The 25559-nt window shown below is 63.6% G+C and carries 5 protein-coding genes; 4 read left to right on the top strand and 1 reads right to left on the bottom strand.

The features are described 5' to 3' along the window. Positions 1-137 precede the first annotated feature (137 nt). The 4 genes from QLG12_RS13540 (at position 138) to QLG12_RS13525 (ending at position 24606) form a co-directional block, all read left to right on the top strand. Entirely contained in the window at positions 138-13136 is a 12999-nt protein-coding gene (locus QLG12_RS13540) for a non-ribosomal peptide synthetase (RefSeq protein WP_282474692.1), read from the top strand. Further along, complete coding sequence (locus QLG12_RS13535) at positions 13133-21433, top strand: non-ribosomal peptide synthetase (RefSeq protein WP_282474691.1); 8301 nt, start codon at positions 13133-13135, stop codon at positions 21431-21433. Before QLG12_RS13540 ends, QLG12_RS13535 begins: the two co-directional genes overlap by 4 nt. A 66-nt stretch (positions 21434-21499) precedes the next feature. Next, positions 21500-22648, top strand: coding sequence for a macrolide transporter subunit MacA (macA, locus tag QLG12_RS13530; protein ID WP_236194606.1), 1149 nt, complete (start codon positions 21500-21502; stop codon positions 22646-22648). Positions 22649-22650: 2 nt separating this feature from the next. Then, positions 22651-24606 carry a MacB family efflux pump subunit gene (locus QLG12_RS13525; RefSeq protein WP_282474690.1) on the top strand — a complete coding sequence of 652 codons (1956 nt, stop codon included), beginning with the start codon at positions 22651-22653 and terminating at the stop codon, positions 24604-24606. Positions 24607-24673: 67 nt separating this feature from the next. On the opposite strand, the gene QLG12_RS13520 is transcribed toward QLG12_RS13525, so the two are convergent. Beyond that, positions 24674-25444, bottom strand: coding sequence for a LuxR C-terminal-related transcriptional regulator (locus QLG12_RS13520; RefSeq protein WP_197871769.1), 771 nt, complete (start codon positions 25442-25444; stop codon positions 24674-24676). Between the last annotated feature and the right edge of the window lie 115 nt (positions 25445-25559).

Here is a 25559-nt window from a genome sequence, read left to right as displayed (position 1 = left end):
GGTCGGTCACGGGGCTTGTCCCCGCTTCCCATGTCAGACACCCAAGCCCCGATGTTTTAGCTTTTCCAGGCTGCGCGCCGCCGTACGGACTCGCCGCTGCGCGCTCCTTTTTTCCGAATTTACAGCAGGTTACCCCCATGCAATTTCGCGAGCTGATGGCTGTTATTTCCACCCATGCGATCCGCCTTCAACAGGACGATGAAGACCTGGTCATTCTGGGCGATGACGACGCACTGGACGATGCGTTGTGGGTCAGCCTCGCCAAACACAAGGCGCAGTTGCTGGAACTGGTGGCGAGCCACGGCGGCGACTGGTCGAGCCCGGCGCTGCGCATCACCCCGGACATGCTGCCGCTGGTGGAGCTGGATCAGCCGGCCATCGACCGCATCGTCGCCACCGTGCCGGGCGGCGTAGCGAATGTGCAGGACATCTATCCGCTGGCGCCGCTGCAGGAGGGGCTGCTTTATCACTACCTCTCCGCCCCCGAGGGTGATCCCTATGTATCGCAGGCGCGGTTCACGTTCGACAGTCGCGAACGGCTGGAGGCATTCACCGAAGCGTTGCGTCGGGTAATCGAGCGCCATGACATTTTGCGTACCGCCATCCTCTGGGAGCATCTGGACGAACCTGTGCAGGTGGTCTGGCGTGAAGCCCCGCTGGTCTGTGAGGAAGTCGATCTGAATGACCGCGAGGACGTACTCGCGCAATTGCTGGCACGTCACGACCCGCAGTACTTTCGCCTCGGCCTGCAACAGGCCCCGTTGTTGCGGCTGGTGTTCGCCGAGGATCCGGCCAACGACCGGGTGGCTGCCTTGTTGCTGTTCCATCACATCATCATGGATCACCTCGCGCTCGATGTGGTGCGCCGGGAAATTCAGGCTTATCTGTCCGGCCGCGGCGCTGAAGTCGCAAGGGCGGTGCCCTATCGCGACCATCTGGCGAGGGCACGCCTGGGGTCGGATGAGCAAGCGCATCAAGCCTTTTTCCGCGAGATGCTCGGCGACATCGACGAGCCGACACTGCCCGGTGGCTTGCACGATGTACAAGGTGACGGGCAGGGCATCGAGGAAGTCTCGTGCATGCTCGACAGCGATCTGAGCCAGCGCCTGCGGAGCCACGCGCGACAATCGGGGGTGAGCGTGGCGAGCCTGATGCACCTGGCCATGGCACGCGTGCTTGGGCAATTGTGCGGGCGCTCGGCGGTGGTGTTCGGCACCGTTCTGTTGGGACGGATGAACGCGGCTGACGGCGTCGAACAAGCCTTGGGGATGTTCATCAATACGCTGCCTTTGCGGGTGGATGTCGGCGCGTCGAGCGTTCATGACGGCGTGCTGGCGACGCACCGGCGCCTGACCGCGCTGCTCGCCCATGAGCAGGCGTCCCTGGCACTGGCCCAGCGTTGCAGTGCCGTGGCGGTACCGACGCCGCTGTTCAGCGCCATGCTCAACTACCGCCACAGCAGCGTGGATGAAGTCGCCGAGGTGATCGAGCTGTCACCGGGGGTGCACGTGTTGGGTGCCCGCGAGCGCACCAATTACCCGCTGACCGTCAACATCGATGACCTCGGTCAGGACTTGCGCATCACGGTGCTGGCCGACGTGACGCTTGGCGCCTCACGCATCGCCGATTACCTGCGCACGGCACTGGAAAGTCTCGTCGATGCGTTGCAGAACAATCCGCAAGCCGCATTGCACAGCCTGAACATACTGCCGCCCGCCGAGCGCGAACACTGGCTGCATGGCGTCAATACACCAAAGGCGAAGTTTGCCGACACGCCTTTGATCCATCAGCAATTCGAAGCCCATGCGCACACCCGACCCGAGGCGGTCGCCTTGCTGTTCGAGGGCCGTACGTACACTTATGAAGCCCTCAACCGCCAGGCCAACCAAGTGGGGAATCGTTTGATCGCCCTCGGTATTCGCCCGGATGACCGGGTAGCGATCTGCGTCGAACGCGGCCCGCAAATGATCGTCGGCCTGCTCGGCGTGCTCAAGGCGGGTGCCGGATATGTGCCGATCGATCCGGCTTATCCGCTGGAGCGCATCACCTTCACCCTGCAAGACAGTGCGCCGGTGGCGGTGCTGATGCAGACCGCGACTCTGGATCGGATTGCCGGGCTATCCGTGCCGCAGATCGACCTCGATAACGACGATTTGCAGACCGAACCTGAATTCAACCCGCAGATCCCGGACTTGAATCCGGCGCATCTGGCCTACGTGATCTACACCTCGGGCTCCACCGGGCTGCCCAAAGGGGTGATGGTCGAGCACCGCAACGTGGCCCGCCTGTTTGGCGCGACCCACGATTGGTTCCGGTTCAATGCGCAAGACGTCTGGGCGTTGTTCCATTCGTTTGCCTTTGATTTCTCGGTCTGGGAAATCTGGGGCGCGCTGGCGTACGGCGGACAGTTGCTGGTGGTGCCGCAACACATCAGTCGCTCACCCGACGAGTGCTATGCGTTGCTCTGCCGCACGGGTGTCACCGTACTCAACCAGACGCCGAGTGCGTTCCGCCAGTTGATCGCCGCCCAGGGCCGCAGCCCGTTGCAGCATTCGCTGCGCGAGGTGATTTTTGGCGGTGAAGCGCTGGAGCCAGGATCGCTCAAACCCTGGTATGCGCGGGTCGGCAACGCCGGCACCCGGCTGGTGAACATGTACGGCATCACCGAAACCACCGTGCATGTGACCTATCGACCGTTGGTGGCGGCAGACGCGCAATTGACCGCCAGCAGCCCGATCGGCGTGCGCATTCCCGACCTGCAGCTGTACGTCCTTGATGCCCGGCGGGAGCCAGTCCCGGCCGGAGTGACCGGTGAGTTGTACGTCGGCGGCGCCGGGGTTGCCCGTGGTTATCTGAATCGTGAGGCGTTGACCGCCGAGCGCTTCATCGCCGATCCGTTCGGCGTTCATGGCGAAGCGCGGCTGTACAAGACCGGCGATCTGGCACGCTGGACGGTGGAGGGCGAACTCGAATACCTGGGACGCAACGACGATCAGGTGAAAATCCGTGGTTTCCGTATCGAGCTTGGCGAGATCCAGGCACGTCTTGCCGCCTGCGACGGCGTGCGCGATGCGCTGGTGATCGCCCGCGAGGACAGCCCTGGCGACACGCGTCTGGTGGCCTACTGGCTGGCCGCCGAAGGTGTCGAACCGAGCGTTGCGCAATTGCGCGATCACCTGCTGGCATCGCTGGCCGAGCATATGGTGCCGGGCGCGTTCGTGCGCCTCGATGCCTTCCCGCTGACGGCCAACGGCAAACTCGATCGCCGGGCGTTGCCGCAGCCGGACAACGAAGCCTTCGCCCGGCGGGCGTTTGAAGCACCGCTTGGGGAAATCGAAACCCGCATCGCTGTGATCTGGCAAACCTTGCTCGGGCTGGAGCGGGTGGGCAGGCATGACAATTTCTTCGAGCTGGGCGGGCATTCGCTGCTGGCGGTGAAGCTGATCGAGCGCATGCGTCAGCAGGACATGCAGTGCGACGTCCGCGTGCTGTTCGGCCAGCCGAGCGTGGCGGCACTCGCGGCGACTCTGGGAGGGGAAGCCAGGGTCTACGTGCCGGCCAATCGTATCGAACCCGGTTGTACCCGCATCACCCCGGACATGCTGCCCCTGGCCACGCTGGATCAAGCGGCCATTGACCGTATCGTTGAGACCGTCGAGGGCGGTATCGACAACGTGCAGGACATTTACGCCCTGGCACCGTTGCAGGCGGGGATCCTCTACCACCATCTGGCCAATGCCGACGGTGACCCGTACGTGCTGCAAGCGCAGTTCGCCTTCGACGGACTGGCGCAGATCAAGGCGTTCGTCCGCGCGTTGAACAGTGTCATCGCCCGGCACGACATCCTGCGTACCAGCGTGGTCAGGGAAAACCTCGAGGAGCCGGTGCAAGTGGTGTGGCGTGCGGCGCCGCTGGCACTGGAGCGGGTGGATGCCGATCCGCAGGACGGTGATGTGTTGCAGCAAATGCAGGCGCGTTTCGATCCGCGACACTATCGCCTGGACTTGCAGCGTGCGCCGTTGATGCGCTTTGCCTACACCGAGGACCCGTTGCAAAACCGCTGGGTCGGGATCCTGCTGTTGCACCACATCGTCCTCGACCACACCGCGCTTGAGGTGTTGGTGGCTGAGATGAGTGATGCATTTCACGGGCAAGTCGGCGTGCTGCCGCCGCCCGTGCAATACCGCAACTATGTCGCTCAGGCCCGTCTCGGCTCGAATGCCGAGGCCCATGAAGCGTTCTTTCGCGAGATGCTCGGCGACATCGTTGAACCGACCCTGGCGTTCGGCCTGCGGGACGTACTCGGCGATGGCACTGGCATCGTGGACAGCGAACGGGCACTGTATGAGCGTCTTGCCGGGCGCCTGCGCAATCAGGCCCGCACGCTGGGCATCAGCGTTGCGAGCCTGGTGCATCAGGCCTGGGGCCAGGTACTTGCCCAGGTCTGCGGGCGCGAGGACGTGGTATTCGGCACGGTGCTGCTGGGGCGCATGCAGGGTGGCGAGGGCGCCGACCGTTCGTTGGGTATGTTCATCAACACCCTGCCGCTGCGGGTCAATGTCGGGGCGACGACGGTGGAGGCGGGTGTCAGGGCGACCCACGAGCGTCTGGCGCAACTGCTGGTGCATGAGCAAGCGCCGCTGATGCTTGCTCAACGTTGCAGTGGCGTGACGGCTTCGCAACCGCTGTTCAATACCTTGCTCAACTATCGCCACAGTGCGCAACAGACGGCGACGCCGGGATGGGAAGGCATCCGGATTCTTGATTCTCGTGAGCGCAGCAACTATCCGCTGGTGGTCAGCGTCGACGACCTTGGACAGGGCTTCCGGCTGTCTGTACAGGCAGTGCCCGACGTGGATGGCGCGCGGGTCTGCGATTACCTGCAAACGGCGTTGGACAATTTGCTGAGCGCGCTGGAGCAGGATCGCCATGCGCCAATGAATCAGGTGTCGATCCTGTCGGCGGCCGAACGCCAGCGCGTGCTGGTCGGTTTCAATGTCACCGGTCGCGACTTTGCCCACGGCCATGTGGTGCACCAATTGTTTGAAACGCGAGCGGCGAGCCAACCTGACGCTGTGGCAGTGGTGCAGGGCGGGCAAAGTCTGAGCTACGACGGCTTGAACCGCCGCGCCAATCGTCTGGCCCATCATCTGATCGGTCTCGGGGTGCAACCTGATGATCGCGTCGCGCTCTGCGTGCAACGTGGTCCGCAGATGCTGGTCGGGCTGCTGGCGATCCTCAAGGCTGGGGCCGGTTATGTCCCGGTCGATCCGGCGCATCCGGCAGAACGGATCGCTTACCTGTTGCAGGACAGCGACCCGGTGGCGGTACTGGCACAGACAGTCACTCGTGACCTGCTGGGCGCCGTGCCGGTGATCAATCTTGACAGCGACGCCTGGCAGCATCTGCCGGACAGCAACCCACAGTTGCCGGACCTGACCTCCGAGCATCTGGCCTACGTGATCTACACCTCAGGCTCCACCGGCCAGCCGAAAGGCGTGATGGTCGAACACGCGACCCTGGAAAATCTTGTGCACTGGCACGCCGAAGCCTTTGATTTGCGCGCCGGCAGCCACACCGCCAGCGTGGCCGGGTTCGGCTTCGATGCGATGGCCTGGGAAGTCTGGCCGGCGCTGTGCGTCGGCGCGACGTTGCACCTGCCGCCGGAATCGGTGAGCAACGAGCACCTGGACGAGTTGCTCGACTGGTGGCGGGCGCAGCCTTTGCAGGTGAGTTTCCTGCCGACTCCGGTGGCCGAATACGCCTTTAGCCGCGAGCTGCAACACCCGACCCTGCGTACCTTGCTGATCGGCGGCGACAAGCTGCGGCAGTTCAACCGCGAACAGAGCTTTGCGGTGATCAACAACTATGGCCCGACCGAAGCCACGGTGGTCGCAACGTCGGGGCCGGTCGAAGTCGGCCAGCCGCTGCACATCGGCCGGCCGATGGCCAACGCCAGAGTTTACATTCTGGATGACCAGCAACGACCCGTGCCGGTGGGTGTGACGGGGGAGTTGTACGTCGCCGGCGCCGGCGTGGCGCGGGGCTACCTGAACCGTCCCGATCTGACCGCCGAGCGCTTCTTGAAGGACCCGTTCAACGAAGGACGCATGTACCGCACCGGCGACCTCGCACGCTGGCTGGCGGACGGCAATATCGAGTACCTGGGTCGCAACGACGATCAGGTAAAACTGCGCGGCGTACGGGTCGAACTGGGGGAAATCGAAGCGGCGCTGGCCAGCCATCCAGCAGTTCAGGACGCAGTGGCGCTGGTGCGCGACGGTCAGTTGCTGGTGTGGTTCACCGAGCGAGCGCCGACCGATATCGAAGCCCTGCGCAATCATCTGCAAACCCGCTTGCCACAAGCCCTGATCCCGGCCGCTTACGTGCGCCTCGACGCCTTGCCACTGACCGCCAACGGCAAACTCGACCGCAAGGCCTTGCCGGAACCGGATCAAAGCGCCTGGCTCAGCCGTGAATACGAAGCCCCGCAAGGCCCGGTGGAAGCCGCGCTGGCGCAGATCTGGGCCGACGTCTTGAAGCTGGAGCAAGTCGGACGCCACGACAACTTCTTCGAACTGGGCGGCCACTCGTTGCTGGCCGTGAGCCTGATCGAACGCCTGCGCCAGATCGGTCTCAACACCGACGTGCGCGTGCTGTTCAGCCAGCCGACCCTGGCAGCCCTGGCGGCAGCGGTGGGCAGCGGTCGCGAAATCGAAGTGCCGGCCAACCGCATTCCTGCCGACTGCACCCGCATCACTCCGGAGTTGCTGAGCCTGACCCAACTGGATCAGCCAAGCATCGACCGGATCGTCGCCAGCGTGACGGGTGGTGCGGCGAACGTGCAGGACATTTACCCGCTGGCGCCGTTGCAGGAAGGCATCCTCTATCACCACTTGAGCGCGGAGCAGGGCGATCCGTACCTGCTGCAATCATGCCTCGCCTTTGCCAGCGTCGAGCGCTTGCACGCTTTTGCCAACGCCTTGCAACAGGTGATCGCGCGCCACGACATCCTGCGCACCAGTCTGGTGTGGGAAGGATTGCCGAGCCCGCAGCAAGTGGTGTGGCGAGAGGCTGCGCTGGCGGTGCAACCGGTCGCTCTGAATCCGCTGGATGGCGATATCCTCCATCAGTTGCGCGCACGCTTCGATGCCCGGGATTTTCGCCTCGACCTCGGTCAGGCACCGCTGATCCGTCTGATGTACGCCGAAGATCCGCTGCATGACCGGGTGGCAGGCGTGCTGTTGTTCCATCACGTTGTGCTGGATCACACGGCGCTGGAGGTGGTTCGCCGCGACATGCAGGTGTATCTGCCGGGGCAGCTTGAGTCTTTGCCGCCCGCCGCGCCGTACCGTAACTACGTCCATCAGGCCCGCCAGGGCATCAGCGAGGAAGAACACGAAACCTTCTTCCGGGAAATGCTCGGAGATATTGACGAGCCGACCCTGCCGTTCGGCTTGCAGGACGTCCAGGGCGATGGCCGCAATATCGAGGAGCACTCGCTGACGCTGCCGGTGGAATTGAATCGGCACTTGCGCCGTCAGGCGCGGCAATACGGGGTCAGCGTCGCGAGCCTGTTTCATCTTGCCTGGGCACGGGTGCTGGCGGCGACTTCCGGACGCCGGGACGTGGTGTTCGGCACCGTGCTGCTGGGGCGCATGCAAGGCGGCGCGGGCGCGGATCAGGCATTGGGGATGTTCATCAACACCTTGCCGCTGCGCGTGGAGGTTGACGGGCAGAGTGTGAGTGAAGCGGTTCGCACGGTTCATGAGCGGCTGGCGGCTTTACTGGGACACGAACATGCGTCGCTGGCACTGGCTCAGCGTTGCAGCGCCGTGGCCGCCCCTTTGCCGCTGTTCAGCGCGGTACTCAACTATCGACACAGCGGCCACGACGCTGCGCGAGAGCCTGTTGATCCGGTCTGGCAAGGCATCGAATTCCTGGCCCAGGACGGGCGCACGAATTATCCGCTGACCTTGAGCATCAACGACCGGGGCGATGGCTTCAATCTGTCGGTGCTGACCCCGGATCATGTGGGGGCGCAGCGGGTCTGCGAGCTGATGCACAGCGCTCTGACGGAACTGGCGGCAGCGTTGGCTGACAACCCCGGACAGGCCTTTGAACGTCTCAGCGTCCTGTCGCCGGCGGCGCGCGAGCAGCTGCTTGGCGAATTCAACGCGAGCACGGCGGTTTACCCGTCAGCGCAAGGTGTTCATCGTCTGTTCGAAGCACAGGTTGCGCGCACGCCGGACGCCGTGGCGGTTCAGGCGGGCACGCAGCGCCTGACTTTCATGCAGTTGAATCGGCGTGCCAACCGCCTGGCACACCATCTGCGAGGGATGGGTGTCACTGCGGATGCGCGAGTGGCGATCTGTCTCAAACGCAGCCCGGACATGCTGGTCGGGTTGCTGGCGATCCTCAAGGCCGGCGCCGCTTATGTACCGGTCGACCCGGCTTATCCGTCCGAGCGCATCGCTTATATGCTGGCCGACAGTGCGCCGGCAGTGGTACTGGTTCGCGACGTGGATTTGCCGAATCAGACAGGTGTGCCGGTGATTGATCTCGATCATGAGACCTGGCAAGGCCTGTCGGATGCTGACCCGCAGGTCGCCGATTTTACGCCGGACAACCTGGCCTACGTGATCTACACCTCGGGCTCCACCGGTCAGCCGAAAGGCGTGATGGTCGAGCACGCGACCCTGGAAAACCTTGTCCACTGGCACGCCGAAGCCTTCGACCTGCACGCCGGCAGCCACACCGCCAGCGTGGCCGGGTTCGGCTTCGATGCGATGGCCTGGGAAGTCTGGCCGGCGTTGTGCGTCGGCGCGACGTTGCACCTGCCGCCGGAATCGGTGAGCAATGAGCATCTGGACGAACTGCTCGACTGGTGGCGGGCGCAGCCGTTGCAAGTGAGTTTCTTGCCGACCCCAGTGGCCGAGTACGCCTTCAGCCGCGAACTGCAACACCCGACCCTGCGTACCTTGCTGATCGGCGGCGACAAGCTGCGGCAGTTCAACCGCGAACAGACCTTCGCGGTGATCAACAACTACGGCCCGACCGAAGCCACGGTGGTTGCCACCTCCGGCCCGGTCGAAGTCGGCCAGCCGCTGCACATCGGCCGGCCGATGGCCAACGCTCGCATCTATCTGCTCGACGACCAGCAACGCCCCGTGCCAGTAGGTGTGACGGGGGAGTTGTACGTCGCTGGTGCGGGCGTGGCGCGGGGCTACCTGAACCGTCCCGATCTGACCGCCGAGCGCTTCCTGAAGGATCCGTTCAACGAAGGACGCATGTACCGCACCGGCGACCTCGCACGCTGGCTGGCGGACGGCAACATCGAATACCTGGGCCGCAACGACGATCAGGTCAAACTGCGCGGCGTGCGGGTTGAACTGGGAGAAATCGAAGCAGCGCTGGCCAGTCATCCGGCAGTGCAGGACGCAGTAGCGCTGGTGCGGGACGGCCAGTTGCTGGTGTGGTTCACCGAGCGAGCGCCGACCGATATCGAAGCCCTGCGCAATCATCTGCAAACCCGCTTGCCACAAGCCCTGATCCCGGCGGCTTACGTGCGCCTCGACGCCTTGCCACTGACTGCCAACGGCAAACTCGACCGCAAGGCCTTGCCGGAACCGGATCAGAGCGCCTGGCTCAGCCGTGAATACGAAGCCCCGCAAGGCCCGGTGGAAACTGCGCTGGCACAGATCTGGGCCGATGTGTTGAAACTGGAGAAGGTCGGTCGTAACGACAACTTCTTCGAACTGGGCGGCCACTCGTTGCTGGCCGTCAGCCTGATCGAACGCCTGCGCCAGATCGGCCTGAACACCGATGTGCGTGTGCTGTTCAGCCAGCCGACCCTGGCAGCCCTGGCGGCAGCGGTGGGCAGCGGTCGCGAAATCGAAGTGCCGGCCAATCGCATTCCTGCCGATTGCACTCGCATCACTCCGGAGTTGCTGAGCCTGACCGAACTGGATCAGCCAAGCATCGACCGGATCGTTGCCACGGTGCCGGGTGGCGCCGCCAATGTGCAGGACATTTATCCGCTGGCGCCGTTGCAGGAAGGCATCCTTTATCACCACCTGAGTGCGGAGCAGGGCGACCCGTACTTGCTGCAATCGTGGCTGGCGTTCGACAGCCTCGAGCGGCTCGACAGCTTCGCGGCGGCGCTGCGCAAGGTCATTGCACGCCACGACATCCTGCGTACGGCGGTGATCTGGCAGAAACTGGCCGAGCCGATGCAAGTGGTATGGCGTCACGTCGAGTTGCCGGTGCAGGAGATCCTGTTCGACCCGGCGGATGGCGACGTTCTTGAGCAGTTGCACGAGCATTTCGATGCCCGGCACTACTGCCTCGACATCAGCCAGGCACCGTTGCTGCGTCTGGTGTATGCCCGTGATCCAGCCCACGGTCGGGTGGTCGCGATGTTGCTGTTCCACCATCTCGTGCTCGATCACACCGCGCTGGACGTGGTGCAGCACGAAATGCTCGCCTGCCTGCAAGGACATGAAGCTTCGCTGGGTGCGGCCGTGCCTTACCGCAATTATGTGGCGCAAGCACGGCTGGGTGTCAGCGAGCAGGAGCACGAGGCGTTCTTCCGCGACATGCTCGGCGACATCGACGAGTCGACCCTGCCGTTCGGCTTGCAGAATGTACAAGGTGACGGTCGCGACATCGAGGAAACGCAACAGGCCCTGACCGCCGCCACCGGCCAGCGTCTGCGCAGTCTCGCGCGGCAACTGGGCATCAGCGTGGCCAGCCTGTTCCACCTCGCGTGGGCGCAGGTGCTGGCGGCGACGTCCGAACAGGAGCGGGTGGTGTTCGGCACGGTGCTGATGGGCCGTATGCAGGGCGGCGACGGGGCCGACCGGGCGTTGGGGATGTTCATCAACACCTTGCCGCTGCGGGTCGATCTGGGTGAAACCCCGGTGCGTGAAGGGGCTCGGGCGACTCATGCGCGGCTCAGCGCATTGCTCGGCCATGAACACGCGTCACTGGCGTTGGCCCAGCGTTGCAGCGGCGTGGCCGCGCCGTCGCCACTGTTCAGTTCGATGCTCAATTACCGGCACAGCGCCGACGAGGCGCAACAGCAAAGCGTGCGTCAGGCCTGGCAGGGCATCGAGACCCTGAGCAGCGAAGAACGCACTAACTATCCATTGAGCATGGGCGTCGATGATCTGGGCAGCGGTTTTGTGCTCACCGCCATGACCCCGGCGAGCATCGGTTCGCAGCGGATCTGCGACTACATGCAGACCGCGCTGGAGACACTGGCGGATGCTCTGGAACAGGCACCGGATCAGCCGCTGAATCGCTTGCAGATCCTTGAAGGCGCAGAGCGTCAGCGGGTGCTTTACGACCTCAACGTCACCGGCACCGCCGACAATCTGGAGCAAACCGTTCACGGGCTGTTCGAGGCGCAAGTGCAACGCACGCCGCTAGCCGTTGCTTTGCAGGCCGGTGAACAGCGGCTGACCTACGCCGAGCTCAACGCTCAAGCCAACCGACTGGCGTATCACCTGCGCGAACTGGGCGTGGGGCCTGATTCGCGGGTGGCAATCTGTGTCGAGCGCGGGGTGGAACTGATCGTCGGTCTGCTTGGCATTCTCAAGGCGGGCGGTGCCTATGTGCCGCTGGACCCGGCGTATCCGAAGGAGCGTCTGGATTACATGCTCAAGGACAGCGCCCCGGTGGCGGTGCTCGTGCATGGGGCGACTCGCGCCTTGCTCGACGAGAGCACCGCGCGGGTGATCGATCTGGATCAGGCGCAATGGACATTCAACCCTGATGACAACCCGCAAGTGCCGGGCCTGAGCGCTTCGAACCTGGCCTACGTGATCTACACCTCCGGTTCGACCGGTGCGCCGAAAGGGGTGATGGTCGAGCATCGCGGTGTGGGCAACCTGCTGCACTGGAGTTCGCAGCTCTGTCCCGCCGTGACGGACGGCGCCCTGTTGCAGAAAACCCCGTTCAGTTTCGACGCCTCGGTCTGGGAGCTGTTCTGGCCGCTGAGCGCCGGTTTGCGGCTGGTGCTGGCGCGTCCTGACGGGCACCGCGAGCCGGCGTATCTGGCGCAGGTGATTCGCGAGCAGCGGATCAGCGTGATCCAGTTCGTGCCGGTGCTGTTGCAACAGTTCCTCGAACAGAACGAGGTCAGCCAGTGCAGCAGCCTTACCGACGTGTTCTGTGGCGGTGGCGACCTGACGCCGGCGCTGGCGCGTCTGGTACGTGAGCGTTTGCCGCAGGTGCGTTTGCACAACGTTTACGGCCCGACTGAAGCCACGGTCGACAGCACGGTGTGGACGCTGGAACCGTCGATGGCGGTACCGGACAGCGCGTTGCCGATCGGACGGCCGATCAACAACACCCGTCTGTATGTACTCGATGCTGCCGAGCGGCCGGTGCCGATGGGCGTCATCGGTCAGTTGTTCATTGGTGGTACCGGGGTTGCGCGGGGCTATCTGGGCCTGCCGCAATTGATGGCCGAACGGTTCATCCCGAGCCCGTTTGTGGCGGGCGACCGGTTGTACGCCACGGGCGACCGGGTGCGCTATCGCGCCGATGGCCAGCTCGAATTCATCGGGCGCAACGACTTCCAGGTCAAGCTGCGTGGCCTGCGCCTGGAACCGGGTGAAATCGAGGCGCAACTGCTCAGCCATCCGGCGCTGCGCGAAGCGGTGGTGCTGGTGCGTGAGGAGCGTCTGGTGGCGTACTTCACCTGTAGCGCCGAGGCGGGGCAACCGGGGATCGAGGTGTTGCGCGAACACCTGCTCGCACGTTTGCCGGACTACATGGTGCCGTCGGCATTCGTCGCGCTCGACAGCCTGCCGCTGAGCCCCAACGGCAAGGTGGATCGCAAGGCATTGCCCGCACCGGATCAGGCTGCGGTCAGTCACCGCGAATACGAAGCACCGGTCGGCGAGATGGAAATCCTCCTTTCGCGCCTGTGGTGCGAATTGCTCAAAGTCGAGCGCGTCGGGCGGCAAGACCATTTCTTTGAGCTGGGAGGGCATTCGTTGCTGGCGGTCAGCCTGGTCGGGCGCCTGCAACAGGCAGGTATCGAAGCCGATGTCCGGACGTTGTTCGAACAACCGACCCTGGCTGGTTACGCAGCCATCACGGAAAGAATGGAGATCGTCCTGTGAACCTGAATGAACTGTTGGCGACGCTGAAGACAAAAGACATCCAGTTGGCAATCACGGACGGGCAATTACGGGTCAATGGCAACAAGCAGGCCCTGAGTGAACCGGGCTTGCTGGCCGCATTGCGCGAGCACAAACCGGCATTGATCGAACTGATCGAGGCGGGCGGTTACTCGGCCGCACGGGAGGGGCAGGTTGAAGTGCCGGTCAATGGCATTTCACCGGGCACAACACGGGTCACCCCGGCGATGCTGACAATGGTTGACCTGAACCAGGACACCCTCGATCAAATCGTCGCGCAGATCCCTGGCGGCGGCGCCAACGTCCAGGACATCTATCCGCTGACGCCGTTGCAGGAGGGCATCCTCTACCACCACGCGAGCGCTGCACAGGGTGATCCGTATGTGATGCAGGCGAAATTCGCGTTCAGCGGACCCGAGCGGTTCGAGGCATTCGTCCAGGCCTTGCAGACCGTCATCGAGCGCCACGACATTCTGCGCACCGCCATCGTCTGGGAAGGACTGGACACGCCGGTGCAAGTGGTCCTGCGAAGTGTCGGGTTGCCTGTGGAGGAAGTGCAGCTCGATGCGGCTCAAGGCGATGTCCTGGAGCAGTTGCATACGCGATTCGACGCCCGGCATTTCCGTCTCGACGTGACACGTGCGCCGCTATTGCGTCTGGCCCATGCCTGGGATGCAAAGACCGGGCGTATCGTCGCGATATTGCTGTTTCACCACATGGCGATGGACCACTCGGCGCTCGCTGTGGTCAGCGAGGAAATGCAGGCATGCCTGTCAGGACAGAGCACCAGACTGGGAGCGCCCGTACCGTTTCGCAATTATGTCGCCCAGGCGCGGCTAGGCATCAGCGAGTCGGAGCACGAGGCGTTTTTCCGCGAGATGCTCGGTGACATCGACGAGCCGACGTTACCGTTTGGCCTGCAAGGCGTACATGGCGACGGCAGCGACATCGAAGAGTGCGGTGTGCCACTTGACCCGTTGCTGGGGCAGCGCCTGCGAGCCACTGCCCGGTCGCTCGGGGTGAGTGTCGCGAGTCTGTTCCATCTTGGCTGGGGGCAGGTCCTCAACGCACTCACCGGAAAATCTGCTGTTGTGTTCGGTACCGTGCTGATGGGGCGGATGCAAGGGGCGGAGTCGACCGACCGCGCGCTGGGCATTTTCATCAACACCTTGCCGCTGCGAGTCGAGGTCAGCGCACTGGCAGCGAGCGAGTCGGTGAAGGCCACCCATGCACGTCTGACCCGTCTGATGCGCCATGAGCACGCCCCGCTGGTGCTGGCCCAGCGTTGCAGTGGGGTGGTCGGGTCATCGCCGCTGTTCAGTTCACTGCTCAATTATCGGCACAGCACCTCGAGCGCCAATGCCAGTGCCGAAGCGCTGTCGGCCTGGGAGGGGATCAGCGTCCTGCATGCGGAGGAACGCACCAATTACCCGCTGACCTTGAGCATCGATGACTTTGGCGATCGCTTCAGCCTGACGCTGCTGGCCAGCCGTGAGGTCGAGGCGCAGCGGATCTGCAGTTACATGTTGTGTGCCATGGAAAACCTGTTGCGGGCATTGGAGCACGCGGCGGATACGCCGCTGAGTCAACTGTCGGTGTTGCCCGCCCCGGAGCGCGAACAGCTGTTGACGGGGTTCAACGCCAGCGATGTCGAATACGTTCGCGGACAGACAATTCATCAACGCTTCGAGGCGCAGGTCGTCGCGCGACCGCAAGCGCTGGCGGCGGTGCACCTGGACAAGCAACTGACGTTCCACGAATTGAACCGCCAGGCCAACCTTCTGGCGCATCGCTTGATCGATCTGGGTGTGCAACCGGATGACCGGGTAGCCATCGTCGCCCGGCGAGGGCTGGATACCCTGGCCGGATTGCTCGCCGCCCTCAAGGCAGGCGCCGGGTATGTGCCGATCGACCCCGCGCATCCGGCCGAACGCTTGAATTATCTGCTGGGTGACTGCGCACCGGTGGCGATCCTGACCTCACGTGACCTGCTTGCACGGCTGCCCGCGCAGGAACTGCCGGTGATCGATCTCGACCCGCGCACCTGGCGCTCAGGCAATGACGCAAACCCGGTGGTACCAGATCTGTCCGAGGCGAACCTGGCTTATGTGATCTACACCTCGGGCTCCACCGGTTTGCCCAAGGGCGTGATGGTCGAACACCAGACACTGGCCAATCTGGTCGACTGGCACAGCAACGCCTTTGACCTGTGCGCCGGCCGCCATACGTCGAGCCTGGCCGGTTTCGGCTTCGACGCGATGGCATGGGAAGTCTGGCCATCGCTGTCCGTTGGCGCGACCCTGCACTTGGCGCCCGCTCAGGATGGCGGGGAAGACGTCGACGGGCTGCTGGCCTGGTGGTGCGCGCAACCGCTGGACGTGAGTTTCCTGCCGACGCCCGTCGCCGAATACGCCTTCAGCCGGCATCTCGAGCACCCGACATTGCGCACCTTGCTGATCGGCGGCGACCGCTTGCGTCAGTTTTCGCGCAATCAGCATTTCGATGTGATCAACAACTATGGCCCCACCGAAGCCACCGTCGTTGCCACGTCCGGACGGATCGAGGCGGGGGAGGCGCTGCACATCGGTAAACCGGTGAGCAATACCTCGGTGTATCTGCTCGACGAGCAACAGCGTCCGGTGCCGATCGGCGTATCCGGCGAGCTGTATATCGGTGGCGCAGGCGTGGCGCGCGGTTACTTGAACCGTGCGCAACTGACCGCTGAACGCTTTCTGCCGGACCCGTTCAGTCAACGTCCGAATGCGCGTATGTATCGCACTGGCGACCTTGCTCGCTGGCGCCCGGATGGCACGATTGAATACCTGGGGCGCAACGATGACCAGGTGAAAATCCGCGGCATGCGCATCGAACTGGGGGAAATCGAAAGCCGTCTGCAGCAGCTTCCCGGCATTCAGGAAGTGGTGCTGCTGGCCCGTGAAGACGAGCCCGGCCAACCAAGGCTGGTGGCCTATTTCACCGAGCAGGCGCAGGTGCAGCCACTGGCTGTGGCGCAGCTGCGCGAGCATCTGCTGGGCCAGTTGCCCGAGTACATGGTGCCGGTCGCCTTCGTCCGGCTCGACAGCCTGCCGCTCACCGCCAATGGCAAACTGGACCGCAAAGCCTTGCCGTTGCCGGAGCGCACGGCTCTGCTCATACGCGAATACGAGGCGCCGCAAGGCGAGCTGGAATGTACGCTGGCGCAGATCTGGGCCGAGGTTCTGCAGGTCGAACGGATAGGCCGACAGGATCATTTCTTTGAGCTGGGCGGCCATTCGTTGCTGGCCATGCGCATGGTCGCGCAAGTGCGTCAGCGGCTGGGCGTGGAGCTTGCGCTCGGCGAGTTGTTCGCCAATGCCGAGCTGGCGTCGGTGGCGCAGTCGCTTGCCCGGGCCGGACGCTCGACGCAGCCGCCGATCCTTCCGGTACCTCGGGAAGGTGTATTGCCGCTGTCGTTTTCCCAGCAGCGCTTCTGGTTTTTGGCGCAGATGGAAGGTGCCAACACGGCTTACAACATTCCGATCGGCCTGCGGCTGCGCGGTGTGCTCGACGCCGATGCACTGCAACGGGCACTGGCCAGGATAGTTGCCCGGCACGAAAGCCTGCGCAGCCGTTTCACGCCGTACAACGGCGAAGCCCAGGTGTTGATTACTCCGCCCGACAGCGGTGTGCTGTTGCGGGTCGAGGACCTGCGCCAGCACCCGCAGGCCGATGAAGCCTTGCAGGCGCTGATTCAGGGAGAGGCCTCAGGCCCGTTCGACCTGCAGGACGATCCGTTGATTCGCGGACGGCTGGTGCGTATGGCCGACGATCACCATGTGTTGCTGATCACCTTGCATCACATCATCTCCGACGGTTGGTCGATGGAGGTGCTGACCCGCGAGCTGATGGCGCTGTATCAGGCTTTCAGTCGGGGGCTGGAGGACCCTTTGCCGCCGCTGGCGTTGCAATACACCGACTATGCTGTCTGGCAGCGACGCTGGCTGAGCGGGGAGGTTCTGCAGCGCCAGAGCGAATACTGGCAACGTACGCTGGCCGATGCGCCAGCCTTGCTGACGTTGCCTGCCGACCGACCGCGACCACCACAACAGGATTACGCCGGCAGCAGCGTCGAAGTGTGCCTGGACGAGCGTTTGAGCGCCGGGCTCAAAGCCTTGAGCCAGCGCCATGGCGTGACGCTGTACATGACGATGCTGGGCGCGTGGGCGATGCTGCTCAGCCGGTTGGCCGGGCAGTCGGACATTGTGGTCGGCTCGCCGGTGGCCAACCGTTTCCGGGCCGAAATCGACGGACTGATCGGGTTGTTCGTCAACACCCTGGCGTTACGCATTGATACCTCCGGTGAGTTGAGCACCGAAGCGCTGCTGGCGCGGGTCAAGGCGCTGACCCTGCAGGCCCAGGACCATCAGGACCTGCCCTTCGAGCAAGTGGTCGAAATTGCCCGCCCGGCCCGCAGCCTGGCCCACAGCCCGTTGTTCCAGACCATGTTCAACTGGCGCAACAGCGACGGACCGGTGTTGGCGCTGGGGGATCTGACCCTGGAAGCGGTGGCGGAGCCGAGTCACTTCGCCAAGTTCGACCTGACCCTGACCCTGGGTGAATCGCCCAACGGGATAAATGGCTGGATGGAGTACGCCACAGCGCTCTTCGATGAGGCGACGGCACGGCGTTATGCCGGTTACTTCCAGCGCTTGTTGCAGGCCATGGTCAACAACGACCAGGCAGTGCTGGAACACGCGCAGATAATCGAGGATCAGGAACGCACGCAGTTGCTCGACGAATTCAACGCCAGCGCGCGGAACAGTCCGCAAGTGCTGACCGTGCACCGTGTATTCGAGATGCAGGCCGCCGAGCATCCGCAAGCCGTCGCGGCGGTGCACGGGACGCAGGCGTTGAGTTACGCAGAATTGAACCGCCGCGCCAACGGCCTGGCTCATCACCTCATCGCTCAAGGTGTACGGCCCGGCGATCATGTGGCGATTCTGTTGCCACGCTCGCTGGAGCTGTTGGTCGCGCAGTTGGCGATCATCAAGTGTGCGGCGGCCTATGTGCCACTGGACATCCACGCACCCGCCGAGCGTCAGGCATTCATGGTGCAGGATTGTCAGGCGGTCGCGCTGTTGACCGGCAGCGATCAGGCCATCGAATACCCGGTACGGCGAATGGATCTGGATACCCTGGCGCTTGCCGAGAGTCCTTCGTACAACCCGGACGTGCCTCAGTCCTCGGAGGCCTTGGCGTACATCATGTACACCTCGGGCTCCACGGGCATCCCGAAGGGGGTCATGGTGCCGCATCGCGGCATTACCCGCCTTGTGATCGACTGCGGCTATGCCGATTTCAACTCGAGTGACCGGGTGGCATTCGCTTCGAACCCGGCGTTCGATGCGAGCACCATGGATATCTGGGGCGCCTTGCTCAACGGTGGCCAGGTGGCCGTGATCGATCATGCGACCTTGCTCGACCCGCAGGCATTCGGTCGGGAATTGAAGCGCTGCGGGGCGACAATCCTCTTCGTCACCACCGCATTGTTCAATCAGTACGTGCAATTGATTCCCGAAGCGCTCAAAGGGCTGCGCATCCTGCTGTGCGGTGGGGAGCGGGGCGATCCGGCGGCGTTTCGAAAGCTGCTCGCCGAAGCACCGGACCTGCGCCTGGTGCATTGTTATGGCCCGACCGAAACCACGACATACGCCACCACCTTTGAAGTGCGCGAGGTGGCGCCGGAGGCGGACAGCGTTTCGATTGGCGGCCCCATCGGCAATACCCGCGTGTATGTGCTGGATAACCGGCAACAACCGGTGCCGTTCGGCGTTACCGGCGAGTTGTACATCGGTGGTCAGGGGGTTGCGCTGGGCTATCTGAACCGGCCTCAATTGAGTGCCGAGAAATTCCTCCGTGACCCGTTCAGCGACAATCCGCAGGCCTTGATGTATCGCACGGGCGACCTGGTGCGCTGGCAGGCGCCGGGGCGGCTGGAATGTATCGGTCGCAACGATGACCAAGTGAAGATTCGCGGCTTCCGCGTCGAACTCGGGGAAATCGAAAACCGCCTGTTGAGCTGTCCGGGCGTCAAGGAAGCGGTGGTCCTGGCCCGACGCGACGGCCAGGAGCCAACGCGGCTGGTGGCCTATTACACGGCGCACGATCCCGCATTGCAGGGCGCCACCCTTCGCGCGCTGCTGCAAGCCAGGTTACCGGAGTACATGGTGCCGACCGCCTGGGTGGCGCTGGAGAGCCTGCCGCTGAACAACAACGGCAAGGTCGATCGCAAAGCCTTGCCGGCGCCGACACACCAAGCGCTGGTCATGCGTGACTATGAGGCGCCGGCCAATCCTCTTGAAGAATCACTGGCCGGCCTCTGGACTGAAGTGTTGCAAGTCGGCCGGGTCGGCCGTCATGACAACTTCTTCGAACTGGGCGGGCATTCGCTGCTGGCGGTGCGGCTCGTCGATCTGCTGCAAAAGTCCGACAGGCCGATTTCGTTGGCCGAGCTGTTCCAGCATCCGACCGTCGCAGGGACTGCCACGCTGCTGTGTCAGCGCAGTGACGCTGTGCCGCTGCATGACGGCGTGGTCGTGGTGCGTGCAAGTGACCAAGGCACGCCGTTGTTCCTGGTGCATGAGTTCAGTGGTCGGGATCTGTATTTCCCGGCGCTGGGCCTGCATATCGGCGGCGAGTTCCCGATTTACGGCTTGCCGGGTATCGCTCCCGGTATGGCGCAACTGCGCACCATGGAGTGCCTGGCGGCCCGGCTGGTCGAGGTGATCCGCGCCAGACAACCCCACGGCCCCTATCGGCTTGCCGGCTGGTCGTTCGGTGGCGTGCTGGCTTATGAAATCGCGGCGCAACTGCTCGGGATGGACGAGTCAGTGGCGTTCGTCGGGCTGATCGACACCTACGTGCCGCGCCTGGCCGATCCGAACAAGGCGCAGTGGAACGATGCACATGTGCACAAGCGCCAATTGCTTTTGCATTGCACGGCGCATTGGGCCGGGCACGAGACACAGGAGCAGCAAGCACTGGCGCGTCTGGCGGTGTTGCAGACCGAACTTGAGCAGTGGGCGTTCGCCGATTTGTTCAACCACTGTCACGAGCAGCAGTTGCTCAGACCCGAGCTGGCAGCTGTCTCGGCAACGGATGCCTGGCAATACCTCGACCGGGAAGTGGCCCACGGGCATGCGTTGGCCCATTACCGGATCAACCCGATCGGTTTGCCATTGCATCTGCTGCGTGCCACGGAGCGTTCGGCGCCAATGTCACGACTCAGCCCCACGCGCGGTTGGGCTGAAGAATTACCAGGTGTGGAGCTGAACTGCATCGACGTACCGGGCGATCACCAGAGCATGATGAAAGCACCGCACGTTCAGGCGCTGGGGCAGGCCCTGACTCAGGCGCTGGAAACGGCAACTGCGCCCGCGCCAACGGCGTATCAGCCGATCCTGACCATTCAAACCGGTCACACCGGGCATGCACCGATTTTCTGCGTGCCGGGGGCCGGCGACAGTGTCACCGGGTTCATCCACCTGACCGAGGCGCTGGGGCCTGAGTGGCCGATTCATGGGCTGCAACCGCGAGGCCTCGACGGCGCGACGGTGCCGCACAGCCGTGTTGAAAGCGCCGCCACGTTCTATGTACGGGCGCTGGAGCAGTTGTACCCGCAGGGGGCGGTGCATCTGATCGGGCATTCGTTCGGTGGCTGGGTGGCTTACGCCATGGCGGCGCAGTTGCAGGCGGCGGGGCGCGAGGTGGCGTCCCTCACCTTGATCGACAGCGAATCACCGGGCGGCAACAGTGTGGTGGGCAAGCCGTACACCACGACGGCGGCGTCGTTACGCCTGATCGAGTCGCTGCAGCTGTCCAGCGGCAAGTCTCTGGGCATCGATGCGCTGGCCTTCGCCGACGCCGACGACAGCACGCAAATGCGCCTGCTGCACGAAGGGATGGTGCGCGCGGGTGTGCTGTCCGAACGTGCATCAGCCGATGCGATGCACGGCCCGGTGCGCACCTTCGCCACCGCGCTGCGCACGGTCTATCGACCGGCTCTGGCGTACACCGGACCGGTGCGTTTGGCGTTGGTGGACGACCCGATGCTGGACGCCTCGGGCAACCGGCGCGAACAGGCGGCGATGCTCGAAGGTTGGCAGCACGAGGCCCGGGATCTTGCGGTGTGGTACGGCCCCGGCAACCACTTCACGATTCTCAAGGCGCCCAACGTCTTCAGTCTTGCGGCGTGGTGGCATGACGGGCTGACGGTGGCGGCGGGGCAAGTGTTGTCCTGATTGACGTTTTTATCCTGGAACCCGGCCGCTGGCCGGGCTCAACCCTGAACGGAATTGTGGTCATTTATGGAACAGTCGAAGGTGCGCAAAGTCGGTCTGGGAGTCGCGTTGACGCTGGTGGCCGGGTTGGTGTTCTACACGGTGCAGGCGCCGGCCGAAGCACCGCAATACCTGACCGCCACGGTCGAACGCGCTGACATTGAAAACGCAGTGCTGGCCACCGGTCTGCTGGAGGGCATCAAGCAGGTGGACGTCGGTGCCCAGGTTTCGGGCCAGTTGAAGTCGCTGAAGGTCAAGGTCGGCGACAAGGTCAAGAAGGGCCAGTGGCTGGCGGAAATCGACCCGTTGGTGCTGCAGAACACCCTGCGTCAGGCACAGGTCGATGAGGAAAACCTGCAAGCCCAGCGCCGGGCGACCCAGGCTCAGTTGCGCCAGACCAAGGCGATCTACGAGCGCTATCAGAATCTGCAGGAGGACGCCTCGATCTCGCGGCAGGATTTCGAAACCGCGCAGTCGAACTACGAAGTGCAGCAGGCCAACCTGATGTCGCTGGATGCGCAAATCAAAAGCGCGCACATCCAGATCGACACGGCCAAGGTCAATCTGGCCTACACGCGGATCGTCGCGCCCATCGATGGCGACGTGGTGGGCATCGTGACTCAGGAAGGCCAGACCGTGATCGCCAGCCAACTGGCGCCGGTTCTGCTGAAACTCGCGGATCTGGACACCATGACCGTCAAGGCTCAAGTGTCGGAGGCCGACGTCATTCACATCGCGCCGGGGCAGGAGGTGTACTTCACCATTCTCGGCGAGGAAAAACGTTATTACGGCAAACTGCGCGGCACTGAGCCTGCGCCGCAGAACTTCCTCGAAACCCCGCCCGCCGGTACGCCGAAACAGAACACGGCGGTGTTCTACAACGCGCTGTTCGAGGTGCCGAATCCTGATCACCGTTTGCGTATTTCCATGACCGCTCAGGTGCGGGTGGTGCTCGACACCGCCAAATCGGTGCTGACGATTCCGGTAGCGGCGCTGGGCCCACGCAACAGCGATGGCAGCTTCCCGGTTCGGGTGCTGGACGCCAAGGGCCAGGCGCAGTCGCGCAACGTGCAGACCGGGATCAACAACAACGTCAAGGTGCAGGTCAACGACGGCCTGGCCGAAGGCGACCGGGTGGTGATCGGTGATCCGGTGACGAAAGTGGCAGGGGCATGAGCATGACCGAACCTCTGCTGCAACTGACCGGCATCAGCCGCAGCTTCACGGCTGGCGATCGCGAATTCCTCGCGTTGAAGAACATCAACCTGACGATCAATGCCGGGGAAATGGTCGCGATCATCGGTGCCTCGGGCTCCGGTAAATCGACCCTGATGAACATCCTCGGCTGTCTCGATTACGCCACGGCCGGAAGCTACAAGATCAACGGCCGGGAAACCCGCGATCTGGACAATCAGGCGCTGGCCGAACTGCGTCGCGACTATTTCGGCTTCATCTTCCAGCGCTACCACTTGCTGCCGCACTTGAGCGCGATGCATAACGTCGAGATGCCGGCGATCTACGCCGGCACGCCGGAGCCACAGCGTCATGCCCGGGCCCGTGAATTGTTGGCTCGGCTGGGCCTGGAAGGCCACCTGACCCATCGCCCGAGCCAGCTGTCAGGCGGTCAGCAGCAGCGGGTGAGTATCGCCCGGGCCTTGATGAACGGCGGCGAAGTGATCCTCGCGGATGAACCGACCGGTGCCCTCGATACCACCAGCGGCAAGGAGGTGATGCGCATCCTGCTGGAGCTGCACGCGGCCGGGCACACGGTGATTCTGGTGACCCACGACCCCAAGGTCGCAGCCAACGCCGAGCGCATCATCGAAGTCAGCGATGGCGAAATCCTCAGCGACCGGCGCAACGAGCGCGACAGCACGGCACTGACCAATGAGGACGCGGTCCCCAAATCCACAGCAGCGCGGCGTCTGGTGGCCAGTCTCGGGTTGTTCAAGGAGGCGTTCAACATGGCCTGGGTCGCGCTGATTTCCCATCGCATGCGCACCTTGCTGACCATGCTCGGGATCGTCATCGGCATTACCTCGGTGGTATCGATCTCGGCCATCGGCGAAGGGGCCAAGCGCTATGTCCTCAAGGACATTCAGGCCATCGGCAGCAACACCATTGATATCTATTCCGGCACCAGTTTCGGCGACAGCCGTTCAGCGGCCATCGAAACCCTGGTGCCGGCGGATGTGGCGGCGCTCAATCAGCTGTATTACGTCGACAGCGCCACGCCGGTGGTCGGGCGCAATCTCTTGCTGCGCTATCGCAACATTGACCTCGATGCGCAGGTCAACGGCGTCAGCGATCTGTACTTCCAGGTGCGCGGAATCAAGATGGAGTCGGGCATCCCGTTCAGCGAAAGCGATGCCCGGCGCCAGGCGCAAGTGGTGGTGATCGATCACAACACTCGCCAGCGTTTGTTCGCAGAGGGCGTTGATCCGCTGGGGCAGGTGATCCTGATCGGCAACCTGCCGTGCACCGTGATTGGAGTGGCGGCGCAGAACAAGAACATCTTCTCGTCGAGCAAGTCGCTCAATGTCTGGGTGCCCTATGAAACTGCCGCCGGCCGGCTGTTGGGCCAGCGTTACCTGGACAGCATCAGCGTGCGGATCAAGGACGGCCAGCCGAGCAAAGTGGTGGAAGACAACGTCAACAAACTGATGCTGCAGCGCCACGGCACCAAGGACTTCTTCACCAACAACCTCGACAGCGTTATGCAGACGGTGCAGAAAACCAGCCGCTCGCTGGCGCTGTTGCTGTCGCTGATTGCGGTGATTTCGCTGGTAGTCGGCGGTATTGGGGTGATGAACATCATGCTGGTGTCGGTCACCGAGCGAACCCGTGAAATCGGCATTCGCATGGCGGTGGGGGCGCGGCAGTCGGATATTCGTCAGCAGTTTCTGGTGGAGGCGGTGATGGTCTGTCTGCTGGGCGGGGCGATTGGAATTTCGTTGAGTTACGCCATCGGCCATTTGTTTTCGCTGTTCATCAAGGAATGGGAGATGGTGTTCTCGCTGGGCTCGGTGCTGACAGCGGTGTTCTGCTCGACGCTGATCGGCATCGTGTTCGGCTTCGTGCCGGCGCGCAATGCTTCGCGGCTTGACCCGATCGAGGCCTTGGCGCGGGACTGAGGGGCCGGACATGAAAAAAACCGTCGTCCCTGGCAGGACGGCGGTTTTTTTACAGGCGCGTGATCGATCAGGCCGCGCTGGACGGGTCGCAGGCGGCCGGGCAGTCCTCAGGCGAATACATCCAGCGCATCAGCGAATGGCGGCCGCTGATCCCCAGTTTGATGGCGGCGCGCTTGAGATAGCTCTCGACGGTGTTGACCTTCAGTTGCAATTGCTCGGCCAGTTCCGGCGCGGTGCGTCCGGCCAGCAGACCGACGCACACTTCCATCTCTCGGTTCGACAGGCTCAGGCCCAAGTGCTGAACGCGCTCGCAAAAGCGCAAGCGCAGGGTCTCCAGGCCTTGAAGCGATGCTTCGGTCGTTGCGGCTTGCAGTTCGGGATCCGCACTCGCCGGTTGCAGCGCGTGGATATGCTTTTCCACCATCGGCAGCAGCACCGGGGAGATGTCCTGCAACAGGCTGCGCTCCCGGGCGGAAAACCGCTTCGACGGGCCGCAGCGGTACACGGAAATCACATAGCGGTAACCGTCCTTGCGCCGGGTCAGGTGCAACTGCGACGCATCGGTGACCGTGGAGGGTTCGGGGGCGGGCACGTCACTGTTAGCGGGATCGGTGCTCAGTTCGGAATACACCGTCTCGGCCGTCAGTGCCGCCTCTTTGGGGCATTCAGGGTCGATGCGCGGTTGCGCACGCCCGACCGGCTCGACGCGCATCTGCCGGATGTGTGTGGCATCCACGGCCAGTTGGGTGAGGATCAGATCGTGCAGCATCCGCGGAAAATGCCGGCTGCCAGTGCTGGCGATGACCTTGCCGATGTGAGGGAACAGGTGTGAGTTCATGTGTTTCATCCATGAGTAGCAATGGGGGAATTGCGCTTTCCCGAGTCTCCGGCGGATGTCCTTGGCCGGCGACCACAAATCGGGAAATTTGGATCCTATCCTAGTACAACGTGTG

The sequence above is a fragment of the Pseudomonas sp. V88_4 genome (assembly GCF_029967985.1).
Lineage (GTDB): Bacteria > Pseudomonadota > Gammaproteobacteria > Pseudomonadales > Pseudomonadaceae > Aquipseudomonas > Aquipseudomonas glycinae.
Note: the sequence above shows the minus strand (reverse complement) of the source record. Positions and strands in the feature narration are given on the sequence as shown.